The organism is Serratia sp. TSO36 (assembly GCF_057808395.1).
Map to the genome: position 1 here is coordinate 38432 of NZ_JBJZOU010000007.1, position 15185 is coordinate 53616.

The window sequence follows — 15185 nt, forward strand, 5'->3', positions numbered from 1 at the left end:
TTATGCGCGCTCAGGGATCGCTTTCAGCAGCGAGGTCAGCAGCTTCCAGTACAGACCGACGCTTTCGATATGCACCTGCTCATCCGGCGAGTGCGGGCCGGTGATGGTTGGCCCGATCGATACCATGTCCATGTTTGGATACGGCTTTTTGAACAGACCGCATTCCAGACCGGCGTGGATCACCATGATGTTCGGCGTCTTGTCGAACAGCTCCTGATACAGCTCGCGCACCAGGTGCATCACCGGCGAGTCGGCGTCCGGCTGCCAGCCCGGGTAGCCGCCCTTCGGCGCCACCTTGGCGCCGGCCAGCTGGCCCAGCGCGGTCAGCATCTCGACCACGTAATCTTTGCCGCTGTCGATCAGGGAGCGGATCAGGCAGATGATTTCCGCTTCGTTTTCGCTGGTGGTGACCACGCCGACGTTCAGCGAGGTTTCCACCACGCCTTTTACCGCGTCGCTCATACGGATCACGCCGTTCGGCGTACCGTTCAGCAGCGCCAGCAAGCGCTGCTGGCTGTCGGCGCTCAGCGCCTGCGAAGCGCTGGTGGTCGGCTCCAGCAGTACGGTGATGTTCTTCTCTTTGGCGGAGAGTTCGTTCTGCAGCACGGCCAGGAACTCCTGGCTCAGCGCTTTCAGCGCGTCGGCCTTGTCCGCCGGCACCGCAACCACCGCAGAGGCTTCACGCGGGATGGCGTTGCGCAGGGTGCCGCCGTTCAGATCCAGCACGCGCAGGTTCAGCGCCGCCGCATGGGCGAACAGGAAGCGCGCCAGCAGCTTGTTGGCGTTGCCCAGCCCGACGTGGATCTCGGCGCCGGAGTGGCCGCCTTTCAGGCCCTTGAGGGTCAGCTTCAGGGTTTGGTAACCGGCCGGCACCGCTTCGCGCTGCAGCGGCAGGGTAGTGATGAAGTCGATACCGCCGGCGCAACCCATGTAGATTTCGCCTTCTTCTTCGGAGTCGGTATTGATCAGGATATCCGCCTGCAGCCAGTTCGGCTGCAGCCCGAAGGCGCCGTCCATGCCGGCCTCTTCGGTCATGGTCAGCAGCACTTCCAGCGGGCCGTGCTCAACGCTGTCGTCGGCCAGCACCGCCAGGGCGGAGGCCATGCCGATGCCGTTGTCGGCGCCCAGCGTGGTGCCGCGCGCTTTCACCCACTCGCCGGCGATATAAGGCTGGATCGGATCCTTGGCGAAATCGTGCACGGTGTCGTTATTCTTTTGCGGTACCATGTCCAGGTGCGCCTGCAGCGCGACCGGCTTGCGATTTTCCATGCCTTTGGTGGCCGGCTTGCGCAGCAGGATATTGCCGACCCGATCGCGCTCGGCGTGCAGGTTCTTTTCTTTGGCCCAGGTGAGGATGTGCTGCGCCAGCGCTTCTTCATGATAAGAAGGGTGCGGGATAGAACAGATCTTGGCGAAAATATCCCACAGCGGCTGTGGCGAAAGCTGAGACAATTCAGACACTATAAGTCTCCTGTGACGGCAGGCTCCGACAGGACGGGCGTGCCGCGCGGTTAAGGTGAGCGGGTATCTGTGCGTTGTGGCACGATCACCAGAGAATATCACTTTATTTCCGGCGGTGCGCGCACCGTATTGTGCGGTTTAAGCGCTTGATCACACGGCTTCGCTGCGAGAACGTTCGCTTTTTCAGCATCAATCACCGAAAAGCCGCGCGGCGGAAATCGCGAGGTTTTCCTCGGTACAACTGGAATTCAACGCGGCCAGTCTCTATAATCTCGCGCAACCTTTTTTCCCCTGAACTATAAAGTAAGCCGCTTCACCAGCCGGCTGGGACACAATTCTATGAGCGAAAAATACGTTGTTACCTGGGATATGCTGCAAATGCACGCACGCAAGCTGGCGCACCGCCTGCTGCCTGCCGACAAATGGACGGGCATCATTGCCGTAAGCCGCGGCGGCCTGGTGCCGGCGGCTCTGCTGGCGCGCGAACTGGGCATCCGCCATGTGGATACCGTCTGCATTTCCAGCTACGACCATGACAACCAACGCGAAATGAAAGTGCTCAAGCGCGCCGAAGGCGACGGTGAAGGCTTCATCGTGGTGGATGATTTGGTGGATACCGGCGGCACCGCGAAAGCGATCCGCGATATGTACCCGAAAGCGCATTTCGTCACCATCTTCGCCAAACCGGCGGGCCGTCCGCTGGTGGACGACTACGTGGTCGACATCCCGCAGGACACCTGGATCGAACAGCCGTGGGATATGGGCGTCAGCTTCGTTCCACCGATCGGCGGCCGCTAAGCCCAGCCAGTTCCAAGTAAACGCCCGGTTATGCCGGGCGTTTGCGTTATTTTGGTTTATCCCGCCAGAGTTAGGTACACTACCTCCAGTTAAGTAGGCCTTTTGCGGCCTATCGCCAGATTTACGGAGGCTGTTGTTACCATGGCACAGGCCAACCTTTCTGAAATTCTTTTCAAGCCCAAATTCAAACACCCTGAAACCTCGACGCTGGTGCTGCGCGCGCGCAACAAAGTGAGCGCCGCCATGCATTCCGCATTGGAAGGCGACACCACCGGCAGCTGGTACCGCATGCTGAATCCGCTGCTGTGGGCCTGGCGTGGCGTCAGCCCGATCGAAATCCACGAAGTGCTGGCGCGCATCGCCGCCTCGGACGCCGAACGCAGCAATCCGCAGCGGCTGGATACCGTGGTGGGCTACCGCAACGGCAACTGGATCTACGAGTGGATCCATCAGGGCATGCAGTGGCAGCAGCGGGCGACGGAGCAGCAGGATCCGCTGCTCGGCGGCCAATACTGGCTGAAGGCCGCGAGCCTGTACAGCATCGCCGGTTATCCGCACCTGAAGGGCGACGAGCTGGCCGAACAGGCGGAGATGCTCGCCAACCGCGCGTACGAAGAGGCGGCGCTACTGCTGCCGTATCAGTTGAAAGAGCTGGAGTTCCGCATCGAAGGCGGCGCCAGCGTCACCGGCTTCCTGCACATGCCGGAGAAAGGCGAAGCGCCGTTCCCGACGGTGCTGATGTGCGGCAGCCTCGATACGCTGCAGACCGACTATCATCGCCTGTTCCGCGACTACCTGGCGCCGCACGGCATCGCCATGCTGACGCTCGACATGCCGTCGATCGGCTCCTCCTGCAAATGGAAGCTGACGCAGGATTCCAGCTACCTGCACCAGCAGGTGCTGATCCAGCTGGCCTCGGTGCCGTGGGTGGATCATCAGCGGGTGAGCGCCTTCGGCTTCCGCTTCGGCGCCAACGTGGCGGTGCGGCTGGCCTACCTGGAGCCGCAGCGGCTGCGCGGCGTAGCCTGCCTGGGGCCGGTGGTGCATCGCCTGCTGTGCGACAGCAGCACCCAGCTGAACGTACCGGACATGTATATGGACGTGCTGGCCAGCCGCATGGGCATGGCCAACGCCTCCGACAACGTGCTGAAGGTGGAGCTGAACAGCTACTCGCTGAAAATGCAGGGGCTGCTGGGGCGCCGTTGCCCGACGCCGATGATCTCCGGCTACTGGGAGCGCGATACGCTCAGCCCGAAAGAGGAGTCGCAGCTGATCGTCACCTCCTCGGTGAGCGGCAAGCTGGTCGCCATCCCACGCACCCCGGTTTACGACAGTTTTCACCGGGCGTTGCTGCAAATGTCCGGCTGGCTGAAGGACAAAATGCGTTAATTAGTTGCTAAATTTTAACAGTTTGTTAAAAAGAGTGGTCTACATTGAGGAGGTTAGAGAATGACGTTACCGAGTGGTCACCCTAAAAGCCGACTAATGAAACGTTTTGCCAGCTTGGGGCCGTACCTGCGTGAAGGGCAATGTGAAAACGACCGTTTTTTCTTTGATTGTTTGGCCGTCTGCGTCAATGTAAAGCCCGCTCCGGAGAAGCGCGAGTTCTGGGGCTGGTGGATGGAGCTGCAGGCGGAAGAGGCGCGCTTCACCTATTCGTACCAATTCGGCCTGTTCGACAAAGAAGGCGACTGGACGGCGCAAAACATTAAGGATGATGAAGTGAACGCCAAGCTGGAAGACACCCTGCGCGACTTCCATCGCCGCCTGGGCGAGCTGCTGGCGACCATGGAACTGGGGCTGGAACCCGCCGACGATTTCAAAGAAAAACTGATCAAACTCTCCGCCTGACCCCGTTTGACCACGTATTGTGCTGATTTCGCGTTGTGCCTGTTGGCATAACGCGTCTCTCCTGTTACAAAGACCTTTGCACTCTTCTTCTCATCATTACATACGGCAGAAATACTATGAACGGCAGCCAGACATTGGTTGTGAAATTGGGCACCAGCGTGTTGACCGGCGGATCGCTGCGTCTGAACCGCGCCCACATCGTCGAATTGGTGCGCCAGTGCGCGCAGCAACACGCCGCGGGCCACCGCATCGTCATTGTCACCTCCGGCGCCATCGCCGCCGGGCGCGAACACCTGGGCTACCCCGAGCTGCCCGCCACTATCGCTTCCAAGCAGCTGCTGGCGGCGGTGGGGCAGAGCCGCCTGATCCAGCTATGGGAACAGCTGTTTTCCATTTACGGCATCCACGTCGGGCAGATGCTGCTGACGCGCGCCGATCTGGAAGACCGCGAGCGCTTTCTCAACGCGCGCGACACCATGACGGCGCTGCTGGACAACCGCATCGTGCCGGTAATCAATGAGAACGACGCCGTCGCCACCGCCGAAATCAAGGTGGGCGACAACGATAACCTGTCGGCGCTGGCGGCCATTCTGGCCGGGGCCGACAAACTGCTGCTGCTGACCGATCAGCAGGGCCTCTACACCGCCGATCCGCGCAACAACCCGCAGGCCGAACTGATCCGTGAAGTGCACGGCATCGATGACGCGCTGCGCGCCATCGCCGGCGACAGCGTCTCCGGCCTGGGCACCGGCGGCATGGGCACCAAGCTGCAGGCGGCCGACGTGGCCTGCCGCGCCGGCATCGACGTGGTGATCGCCGCCGGCAGCAAGCCGGGCGTGGTGGCGGACGTGATCGAAGGCAAACCGGTGGGCACCCGTTTCCACGCGCTGGAAACCCCGCTGGAAAACCGCAAACGCTGGATCTTTGGCGCGCCGCCGGCCGGCGAGATCACCGTCGACGACGGCGCGGTGGAAGCGATGATGGCGCGCGGCAGCTCGCTGTTGCCGAAGGGCATTCGCGACGTGAAGGGTGACTTCTCGCGCGGCGAAGTGATCCGCATCCGCAACCTGGCGGGGCGCGATCTGGCGCACGGCGTCAGCCGCTACAACAGCGATGCGATGCGCATGATCGCCGGGCACCACTCGCAGGAAATCAGCGAAATCCTCGGTTATGAATACGGTCCGGTGGCAGTGCACCGCGACGATATGATTGTCAGTTAAGGAGTGAGCATGCTGGAGCAGATGGGGAAGGCCGCCAAGCAGGCCTCCTGGCAGCTGGCGGTGCTGAGCACGGCGAAGAAGAATCAGGTGCTGTCGGTGATGGCCGACAGGCTGGAAGCCGACAGCGAAGCGATCCTGTTGGCGAACGAACAAGACATGGCGCAGGCGCGGGCCACCGGCATGAGCGAAGCGCTGCTCGATCGCCTGCTGCTGACCCCGGCGCGGCTGGCGGCGATCGCCAACGACGTGCGCCAGGTGTGCCGCCTGAACGATCCGGTCGGCCACGTGCTGGACGGCAACCTGCTGGACAGCGGGCTGAAGCTGGAGCGCCGTCGGGTGCCGCTCGGCGTGATCGGCGTGATTTACGAGGCGCGCCCCAACGTCACCATCGACGTCGCCAGCCTGTGCCTGAAAACCGGCAACGCGGTGATCCTGCGCGGCGGTAAAGAGACGCACAACACCAACCAGGCAACGGTGAAAGTGATCCAGCAGGCGCTGGAACAGTGCGGCCTGCCGGCGGCGGCGGTACAGGCGATCGACAGCCCGGATCGCGCGCTGGTGAACGAGCTGCTGCGCCTGGATCGCTATGTCGACATGCTGATCCCGCGCGGCGGCGCCGGCCTGCACAAGCTGTGCCGCGAGCAATCGACCATCCCGGTGATCACCGGCGGCATCGGCGTGTGCCACACCTACGTGGATGCCGACGTCGATTTCGACAAGGCGCTGACGGTGATTGAGAACGCCAAGATCCAGCGCCCGAGCGCCTGTAACTCGCTGGAAACGCTGCTGGTGAACCGCAGCATCGCCGCTGAGTTCCTGCTGGCGCTGAGCGCCAAAATGGCGGCGGCGGGCGTGACGCTGCACGCGGCGGAAAACGCGCTGCCGCTGTTGCAGGGCGGCCCGGCGACGGTGGTGCCGGTGAACGCGGAGGATTACGACGACGAATGGCTGTCGCTGGATCTGAACGTGTTGCTGGTGGACGATATCGATCAGGCCATCGACCACATCCGCACCCACGGCACCAACCACTCCGACGCGATCCTCACCCGCTCGCTGAGCAGCGCCGAGCACTTCGTGCGCGCGGTGGACTCCTCGGCGGTGTACGTCAACGCCAGCACCCGCTTCACCGACGGCGGCCAGTTCGGCCTGGGCGCGGAAGTGGCGGTGAGCACCCAGAAACTGCACGCCCGCGGCCCGATGGGCCTGGACGCGCTGACCACCTACAAGTGGATTGGCTACGGCGACGATCTGGTGCGCAGCTAAGGCCGGATTGCGGTCATAAAGACGTCAGGGCGCAGCGTGCTGCGCCCTGAGTGTTTTTGGGGGGCGCGGCAGTATCACTGCTTGCAAAACAACCAAACGCCCCGGCGGCTATTGACTCATTTCGCGCGCAGGTCTACCTTGTTCAACGCACTTCCGGCTTGCCTCGCAGGCCCGGCTCGATGCCGATATAGCTCAGTTGGTAGAGCAGCGCATTCGTAATGCGAAGGTCGTAGGTTCGACTCCTATTATCGGCACCATCTCAATATCCCAGACATTCGAGAAAGCAAAATAATTATAAAATGCAGTCGCATCATGATGTATTTGAGAAAACCACCAGGTTGGAACTATGCGAATAAGATCGCGTTTGTCTGGCGACAGAAAATGTCGTTGATTGTATAATCAAGGAAAGTTATTCATTGGCTCTAGATGTTGCTAATTTATTGAGCTGATTGTTAGGAAAAAGGTATTCTAAATAAAAATCAATGGGTTATTTTTCTTTTTGTCACAAACGTGCGCTGATTAATCACATCCTGTTTTTCTTCATCGCTGGCAACATGTTGTAACTTCTTTACGCCCTCAATTTTATTTCCCATTGTTCGTAAATTTTACAAGCACTGTTTTAGCCGATATCCAAATGTCTTCACGTGGCTTATTCATTTTGCGAAACATCGTAGGGGAAACGCCATAGTGGTTTTTAAAGATGCGACAGAAAGCCTGCTGTTCCAGATAACCATATTCAAGTGCAATGTCTATGATCTTCCTGTCTGTAGATAAAATCATTTTCGCCGCCTCTGTCATTTTTCTTGACCTGATGTAAGACTTCATCGATATACCGGCCAAAGCACAGAACTTACGTTGAACATACCATCTGGAATATCCAGTTTTATCAATCAGGTTGATGATATTTACCGGTTGCTTGAGATGCATTTCCAACAGATTGATAACGCTATTAATAAATATTCTAGACTGTTCAATTTTGCTCATTTCCATTGCATCGGCTCCCGATATCTTCACCTGTTGGCGTTATTGAAATCTCGATTATTGCTTAACTTTGTCAAGATGTTATCAATTTCTGTTTTTTTATTTTCGGGTTAATGCTACTCCGTAGGTAACTATTTGAATTTCAATGTTATTGCGTCGTTTTTTTGTCGAGCCGATTTTGAATGAAGTCATGCTGACTTTATTTTTAATCGCCTGATATGTACTATCGTCGTTTTTTGTTTATTCTTTAAATAAAAAAGTGCTAAACTTTATTATATTGTTTTTACTTGGTTAGCGTGACTGAATAGCAGGTTAATATATGGAAGAAAAAAGAATTTTAATCATCGAGGACGATATGCATGCTGCAGAAGTCCTGGAAGCTTATCTAAAAAGAGAGTGCTTTGCCGTTGCTAAGGTAGGGGATGGTGTTAAAGGGCTTGAGATGGTTTTTTCCTGGCAACCTGACTTGGTTTTATTAGACGTCATGCTACCGGGAATAAATGGCAATGAAATATTGGCACGTGTGCGTAGAAAGAGTGATGTGCCGGTCATCATGGTGACGGCAATCGGCGAGATTCAGGATAAGATCTCCTCGTTGAGGCACGGCGTTGATGATTACATCGTGAAACCCTATAACCCGGGAGAGGTCGTTGCTCGGGTTCATGCTGTGCTGAGAAGAGCGACTGCTTTAAATATAAAATCTGAGCTTATTATTTGTGGCCCGGTAGAACTTGATGAAGAGGCGATGCTGGTTCACGTCTGCCCCGCTGAAAACATTAAAATTGCAGTTGATCTCACACCGACTGAGTTCTTACTGTTATCTGTGCTAATGCGTGCGCCTAAAAGAGCATTTTCCCGCCAAACATTGTTAAATATGTGTTTGCCGGAAAGTGATGCATTTGAGCGGGTTGTCGATACGCATATTTATAATTTGCGCAAAAAGCTCAATTCGGTAGGGGTGGATGATGTACTGCTGACCGTTAGAGCGATGGGCTACAGGTATTGGAATAAATGAATAAGAAAAGCAAAAGAGTTTCGCTTTGGAAGTGGATTTGCGTGAGGGTAATTTCTCAATCTGTCGGGGTGATTGTTATTATTGCACTCTGTATGTGGTTGCGCTATGCCATTTATAGTACCTGGGTTTTATATCATGAAATGCCGGCGGATGTCCGAAAGGAATTCCTGTACTTGCTTAATAATCCCAATGAGGATTTATATAGATTTTATAGCCTTTTTCACTACTGGTATGGCATTGACTTTGCTAATCCATCGATCACGTCGGGGGATTGGATTATGCTGGCTATTTTGGTGGTTGTCGCCATACCTCTCATGGTCTTACTGGGGCTCTATATGTCGCGGCCGTTGGCGAAGCAATTTTCCTACCTGGTCGCTGCCGCGAGAAAAGTCGCCGAGGGAGATTTCTCTGTGCAAGCAAAATTAGAAGAGAAAGCGCCGGAAGAACTTCTTACTCTAACTCACGATTTCAATGAGATGACCAAAAAACTGACTTATTATGAAGGGGAGTTGCGTGCTTCTCATATCGCTATGGCGCATGAATTACGCTCGCCGTTGACGGCTTCAATCGCACGCCTTCAGGGAATTATGGATGGCGTTTTTGAGCCGGACAAGCATCAGTTAAATCTGGTCATGCAGCCCTTGACCAGCCTAAATCGCCTTATTGATGATCTTCAAACGCTGTCCTTGTCGCAAGCCGGGGCGTTATCATTAGAAAAATACCACGTTAATTTGTGCGAGTTGATTCAGGAGCGTTTGCAATGGCTAAAGGCTGAAGTTTCTCAGGGAGATTTCACGATTGAATTTGAAAGTCCTGCTCCCGTATTCGTCTACGCCGATCCATTCCGAATTGGGCAAGTTGTTACGATTCTCATAAAAAATGCAATGCGCTACGCGTATTCCGGCAAGAAACTGACAATCACGGTTAATCATTTTAATAATGAGGTTGTCGTCTGTTTTCGTGATTATGGGCCGGGCGTCAGTGAAGCGTTTTTACCTTTGATGTTCGAGCGTTTTTCACGGGAAGAAAGTTCTCGATCGAGAAATCTGGGGGGGAGTGGGCTTGGGCTTTCTATCGCCATGGCGATAAGTCGGGAGCACGGCGGCAGTCTCAGTGCTCAGAATCATCCTGACGGTGGGATGCTATTTCAACTAATTCTTCCAATGAAAATAGAGTCTTGATGATTCCTTGAAAAAGCATGGACTAAATCTACACATAAAAAAGGTTTAATTCTTCGACAGACTATCAGGAGAATGTCTTATGTCAGTAGGTTTGTTCAGGTTAATAAGTACGGTCAAGAGCGTGTTTCTATTTCAATATTGGAAACTGTTTATTATTCCCCTGTTCGTTTTTTTGGCGGGATGTGATGATAAAGCACAGACACAGGAGGTGCCTACACGTTCCGTACGAACGCTTGTCGTCGATAATCCGGTTGGCGGAGTCTTAATAAAGCATACCGGAGAAATTCGCCCCCATGAGGAGTCTCAGCTCTCGTTTCGCATTGACGGCCGGCTCCTCAGCCGCCCAGTCGATGTGGGGGACAAATTAAAGGCGGGGCAAACGATCGCGACGTTGGAGCCCAGAAATAACGAGAGTCAGGTGCGCAGTGCGCAGGCCGAACTGGCCGGTGCCGTTTCTTCAGAGCGCCTGGCTGCTCTCAATTTCAGGAGGCTGCAATCATTGATCAAAACCGGTGCTATCGCGCAGGCTCAGGTTGATGAGGCTAAGGTCAATCTTGAAGTCGCTGCGGCAAAACGCGTCTCTGCTCAATCGAATTTGAAAATCGCTCAGGAGCAATTGGGTTACACCCGTCTGGTTGCGCCGTCGGATGGCGTAGTGACTTCGGTTAACCTGAACCCTGGCCAAACTGTCAGCGCAGGGCAGGGGGTCGTTACGCTCTCACTCAATCAGGGAGTGGATGCCGTATTTGACGTTCCAGAAGCTATTTTGTACAGCAATCTGTCCGATAATAAAGTCAAGATTGCGCTGCTTTCCGATCCTTCCGTCGTGACTGAGGGCGTGATCCGAGATGTGAATCCACAGGCGGATAAGCAGACGCGGACCTGGCGAGTCAGAGTCTCGCTGCCGAACCCTCCAGAGAAAATGGCTTTGGGCGCGACGGTGCAGGGAAGTATCGTGATCCCGGGGCAGGCAGCGTTTGTTCTGCCGGCGTCTGCGATGACCCGTGATGGCGCGGATCCTGCCGTTTTAATTGTTCAACCGGATACATCGACCTTGGCGTTGCGCAAAGTTAACGTTATTCGCTATAGCTCCGAGGACGTGTTTATTGCTGATGGCCTCAAACCTGGTGACAAGGTGGTGATCGCCGGCGTGAGTAAGTTACGGCCTGGGGAGAAAGTGAGTTTGGAGGATAAATTCTGATGAATGCCTCTGAACCCGAGAAGTTTAACCTGTCTGCCTGGGCGCTTGCCAATCAGCAACTGGTTGCCTTTTTTATGTTGGTTCTCACCATTGCCGGGGTGATGAGCTATTACAACTTGCCGCGTAATGAAGATCCGGCGTTTACCATTAAAACGGCGGTGGTTTCCGCGAGTTGGCCTGGGGCTTCTGTGGAGGATACCGTCAATTTCGTGACCGATCCGTTGGAGAAGAAACTTCAGGAAGTTCCTTATCTTGATTATTTGGAGAGTTACAGCCGGCCCGGCGAGTCGGTTATTTTTATCTATCTGCGTGATAATACGCCGCCGGAGAAAGTCAAAGAACTGTGGTATACGGTCAGAAAAAAAATAAAGGACGTTTCCCCTCAGCTTCCTGCCGGTGTCAGTTCACCTGCCGTCAACGATGAATTTGATGATACCTACGGCACCATCTATGGCTTTACGCGTGAAGGATTCAGCGAGCGCGAACTGCGCGATCTGGTTGATAAAGTTCGCACGGACGTCTTAACGCTGCCAGACGTCGGGAAAGTGAACCTGCTGGGCGTAAAAGAAGAGCAGGTCATCTTATCATTCTCACCGCAGAAAATTGCGGGCATGGGGCTGACGCTCGACCAAATCAAGAACGCCATCAGCGCGCAAAACGCCGTGACTCCGGCGGGAGAAATCAGAACCGACAAAGATAAAGTCATGTTGAGAGTCAGCGGTGCTTTCGCATCGGAAGAAAGCCTCAAACAGCTGACACTGCATATTCAGGATAAATTCGTTCCTCTGACGGATATTGCGACCATCTCTCGCGAGGCGGTCGATCCGCCGACGCCGGCCTTCAGGGTTAACGGGGAGTCGGCGATTGGCCTGGCCATCTCCATGGCCCCTACAGGCAATATGCTGGATTTCGGCAAAGCGCTTAACGAAAAGATGGATGATATCTCCAGCCGCTTGCCTGCGGGTATCAACGTGCTGAAAGTGGCCGATCAGTCGACGGTGGTGCATGACGCGGTGGGGAGCTTTATGAAAGTGCTCCTTGAGGCGGTTGTCATTGTGCTGGCTGTGTCTTTCTTGTCATTAGGCACTCGTGCCGGGTTAGTGGTTGCAGCATCCATTCCGCTGGTGCTGGCCATGACATTTATCGGTATGGAAATTGCCGGCATAGGCATACAGCGCATCTCCCTCGGTGCGTTAATTATTGCGCTGGGGTTGCTGGTCGATGATGCCATGATCACGGTAGAGATCATGATGTCGCGTCTGGAGAAAGGAGACCCTGTCAAAAAGGCGGCGACAAAAGCCTGGACGACGACGGCTTTCCCGATGCTGACCGGTACATTGGTCATGATCGCCGGTTTTATCCCGGTCGGTTTCGCAACGTCGAGTGCGGGGGAATACTGTTATTCTCTGTTTATGGTGGTGCTGATTTCACTTATCAACTCATGGATTGTTGCCGTACTTTTTTCACCGCTGATAGGCGTGTGGCTTTTACCTAAGGTGATGAAGGAACACGCCCATGGTAAAGGTAAAGTCATGCAAAAGTACGAAAGTGCATTGCGATATATCCTTAAGCGCCGAGGGATGACCGGCATCGTGGCGGTTCTGTTGCTGGCCATTGCTTTTATCGGATCCTCGCACATGGAAGAGGAGTTCTTTCCTGCTTCTGACAGGCCGGAGTTGCTCGTCAGTCTGACTCTGCCGAGAAATGCCGTGCAGGAAGACACGGCGCGGGAAGCCATTCGCTTGGAGGAAATCCTCAAGAAGGATCCCGATATTGATCATTTTACGACGTACGTTGGATCGGGTGCCGTGCGGTTTTATTTGCCGATGGACCTGTTGCTTGATAACGAAAATATCGCTCAATTGGTTGTGGTCACCAAGGGACTTGAAGAGCGCGATGCCGTGAAGTCCAGGCTTGAAAAAATTCTGCAAAAAGATTTCGGCCATCTTGTTACGCGTGCTTCGCCGTTGGAGCTGGGGCCCCCGGTAGGTTGGCCGTTGAAATATCGCGTTTCCGGTCCGGATCTGACTAAAATCCGTGAGATATCCATGGAGTTGGCGGGGAAATTGGGTGACAACCCGCAGACAAGAGAGGTCAACCTTACTGCGGGAGAACCGCAACGAGAACTCTATATAACGCTTAATCAGACGGAAGCAAGGGCCTTGGGATTAAGCTCTCAGGATGTCGCCAGCGCCCTTGCTGAAATGTATTCGGGGTCCGCTGTAACGACGATCAGGGACAGAAACCGCCAGGTTAACGTTGTGCTGCGGGCTTCAGAAAATACGCGGAGAGACATTGAAACCGTCGCGGATTTGCAATTAACGACGGCCGATGGGCGCGTTGTGCCATTAAAGCAGATCGCAACGATAGGCTATACGTTGGCCGAACCTATTCAGTGGCGGCGGCAACGAGAGCCTTTCATTACGGTGCAAACGGATATTGCGCCAGGGCTGAATGCGTCCGGCGTATCCAAGAGTTTGGCGCCTGTTGTCGATGAATTACGCAAAAGTCTGCCTCCGGGATATCACATTACCGAGGGGGGAAGCGTCATTGAAGCCATGAAAGGCAACCGTTCCGTATTCGCGGTTCTGCCAGTGACCTTATTGGTGATGCTGATCTTGCTGATGGTGCAGTTGCGTAGTTTCTCACGCATGATGCTGGCGCTGTTGATTGCCCCCTTCGGTTTGATTGGCGTTGTCGCCGCTATGTTACCCACCGGAACGCCAATGGGGTTTGTGGCGATTCTTGGCGTGATTGCGTTGGCGGGGATGATTATCCGCAATGCCGTGATCCTTATTGAAGAAGTGGAAATAAACAGGGCGCAAGGTGCGGATAATACTGAGGCGATCGTCGAGGCGTCACTGCATCGTTCCAGACCGATACTCTTGACGGCTTGTGCAGCAATATTAGGGATGATACCTATCGCGCATCAGGTATTTTGGGGGCCTATGGCCTATGCCATTATTGGTGGGCTATTCGTTGCCACCCTATTTACCCTGACGGTATTGCCGGCTGCCATCAGCGCTGTTCTGCAATGGGAGAAGTCTCGATAGAACTTACCCCCGGAGATAGCTCCGGGGGACACTTTAAAAGGAGGTGGAAAGATGTTTGAGTTATTTAAACTTATTGGGCTAGGGTTGGTTTTATTACTGCCGCTGGTAAACCCATTGACCACTGTGGCTCTTTTTCTTGGGCTTTCAGGCGACATGTCTGAACAAGAAAAAAAGAAGCAGTCAGCTATGGCAGCTTTCTATGTCTTTGTGATTATGATGGTTGCATGGTATGCCGGTAAGGCTGTTATTAATACCTTTGGCATATCCATTCCGGGATTACGAATTGCAGGTGGAATGATCGTTGCCTTTATTGGGTTTAACATGCTGTTTCCGCAGGATGTGAATAAGCCTCAAAGTGGCGAGAAGGGAAAAACCAAAAATATAGCATTTATCCCCTTGGCAATGCCCAGTACGGCAGGCCCGGGTACCATTGCTATGTTGATCAGTGCCGCGTCGACATTCAGCGCTGAAACATCGCATCTGGATTTGTGGGTCGCCTATACCGCGCCCCCCCTGATTGCGATAGCTATTTCTCTGATTTTATGGGTGTCTCTGCGGGCGTCACTGGGTGTTATGAAGCTTGTAGGAACATCGGGAATCGATGCTATTTCCCGAGTGATGGGATTCCTGCTGGTCTGTATGGGGGTTCAGTTTGTTATAAATGGCGTCATTGAGCTCGTCACAATGCAATAAACGTGAACGCTTCAGTGTCTGATATGCATGAAGTTGCGCATATCAGACGAGAATAATATCTAAAACCTTATATTTATATCAGTTCTGATAATGCTCTGATGCTCTTGGCTGCCATAAAGCTTTTTTGCATGGACAATGCTGTGAGCGCCGGTGGTAATGACTGTCGTCATGCTATTATTTTTTTTATCAAAAAGTTCCCAAATAAGGTGGGAACTTTTTTTACTTTTTCTTTTATTCTGGTGCGTCGTCAACAGGCCTAATCCCGAATCTGATCCCATCACCATAAGCCGCCATCGGTGCATTATGGCTGTTGATTGCCATTTCAGGGGGACAGCACTTTGGCGATAGCCTGAGCTTCCTGCTGCCAGCCCTGCGCCAGGGTGCGCACCAGGGCATCATAGCCGTCCTCGCCCTGTTTCAATTCCAGGCTGAAAGGCCGTTTGATCAAACGCCCCTGGCGGTTCAGCA

The 15185-nt window shown here is 54.3% G+C and carries 13 protein-coding genes and 1 tRNA gene; 11 read left to right on the top strand and 3 right to left on the bottom strand.

Annotated features, from left to right (window positions below):
- Positions 1 to 1461, bottom strand: a complete 1461-nt coding sequence (gene pepD / locus ACK3CV_RS04915; protein ID WP_033637214.1) for a beta-Ala-His dipeptidase — start codon at positions 1459 to 1461, stop codon at positions 1 to 3.
- 339 nt (positions 1462 to 1800) lie between these two features.
- On the opposite strand from pepD, the gene gpt reads away from it, so the two are divergent.
- From gpt to ACK3CV_RS04945, 6 genes are all read left to right on the top strand, one after another.
- Positions 1801 to 2259, top strand: a complete 459-nt coding sequence (gene gpt / locus ACK3CV_RS04920; RefSeq protein WP_033637215.1) for a xanthine phosphoribosyltransferase — start codon at positions 1801 to 1803, stop codon at positions 2257 to 2259.
- Positions 2260 to 2400: 141 nt separating this feature from the next.
- Positions 2401 to 3648: an esterase FrsA gene (gene frsA / locus ACK3CV_RS04925; RefSeq protein ID WP_033653332.1), complete on the top strand. Its 1248-nt coding sequence runs from the start codon at positions 2401 to 2403 to the stop codon at positions 3646 to 3648.
- Between the two features lie 60 nt (positions 3649 to 3708).
- Positions 3709 to 4110 (top strand): sigma factor-binding protein Crl, encoded by a 402-nt coding sequence (gene crl / locus ACK3CV_RS04930; RefSeq protein WP_004930258.1) that lies wholly within the window; start codon positions 3709 to 3711, stop codon positions 4108 to 4110.
- A 116-nt stretch (positions 4111 to 4226) separates the two neighbouring features.
- Positions 4227 to 5330: a glutamate 5-kinase gene (gene proB / locus ACK3CV_RS04935; protein ID WP_033637217.1), complete on the top strand. Its 1104-nt coding sequence runs from the start codon at positions 4227 to 4229 to the stop codon at positions 5328 to 5330.
- Between the two features lie 9 nt (positions 5331 to 5339).
- Positions 5340 to 6593 (top strand): glutamate-5-semialdehyde dehydrogenase, encoded by a 1254-nt coding sequence (proA, locus tag ACK3CV_RS04940; protein ID WP_164142005.1) that lies wholly within the window; start codon positions 5340 to 5342, stop codon positions 6591 to 6593.
- A 181-nt stretch (positions 6594 to 6774) separates the two neighbouring features.
- A tRNA-Thr gene (locus tag ACK3CV_RS04945) sits at positions 6775 to 6850 on the top strand.
- A 325-nt stretch (positions 6851 to 7175) separates the two neighbouring features.
- Here the strand turns inward: ACK3CV_RS04945 and ACK3CV_RS04950 are convergent.
- The gene (locus ACK3CV_RS04950; RefSeq protein ID WP_046897666.1) at positions 7176 to 7583 is read right to left on the bottom strand and encodes a helix-turn-helix domain-containing protein; all 408 of its coding nucleotides are present in this window, start codon (positions 7581 to 7583) and stop codon (positions 7176 to 7178) included.
- 310 nt (positions 7584 to 7893) lie between these two features.
- Here ACK3CV_RS04950 and ACK3CV_RS04955 point away from each other — a divergent pair, with 310 nt between their 5' ends.
- The 5 genes from ACK3CV_RS04955 to ACK3CV_RS04975 all read left to right on the top strand — a co-directional run bounded on the left by ACK3CV_RS04955 (position 7894) and on the right by ACK3CV_RS04975 (position 14717).
- Positions 7894 to 8589: a response regulator transcription factor gene (locus tag ACK3CV_RS04955; protein ID WP_086581034.1), complete on the top strand. Its 696-nt coding sequence runs from the start codon at positions 7894 to 7896 to the stop codon at positions 8587 to 8589.
- The gene (locus tag ACK3CV_RS04960; protein ID WP_164040359.1) at positions 8586 to 9770 is read left to right on the top strand and encodes an ATP-binding protein; all 1185 of its coding nucleotides are present in this window, start codon (positions 8586 to 8588) and stop codon (positions 9768 to 9770) included. The genes ACK3CV_RS04955 and ACK3CV_RS04960 overlap by 4 nt, the downstream gene beginning before the upstream one ends.
- A 79-nt stretch (positions 9771 to 9849) precedes the next feature.
- Positions 9850 to 10971, top strand: a complete 1122-nt coding sequence (locus tag ACK3CV_RS04965) for an efflux RND transporter periplasmic adaptor subunit (protein ID WP_164040357.1) — start codon at positions 9850 to 9852, stop codon at positions 10969 to 10971.
- A complete protein-coding gene (locus ACK3CV_RS04970) occupies positions 10971 to 14024 on the top strand; it encodes an efflux RND transporter permease subunit (RefSeq protein WP_046897670.1) in 3054 nt (1017 codons plus the stop codon). Before ACK3CV_RS04965 ends, ACK3CV_RS04970 begins: the two co-directional genes overlap by 1 nt.
- Positions 14025 to 14075: 51 nt before the next feature.
- Positions 14076 to 14717 carry a MarC family NAAT transporter gene (locus ACK3CV_RS04975; RefSeq protein WP_060423864.1) on the top strand — a complete coding sequence of 214 codons (642 nt, stop codon included), beginning with the start codon at positions 14076 to 14078 and terminating at the stop codon, positions 14715 to 14717.
- 322 nt (positions 14718 to 15039) lie between these two features.
- Here ACK3CV_RS04975 and ACK3CV_RS04980 read toward each other — a convergent pair.
- Positions 15040 to 15185: ABC-type transport auxiliary lipoprotein family protein (locus tag ACK3CV_RS04980; protein WP_170310510.1), on the bottom strand; the 146-nt coding region annotated here is incomplete at its 5' end.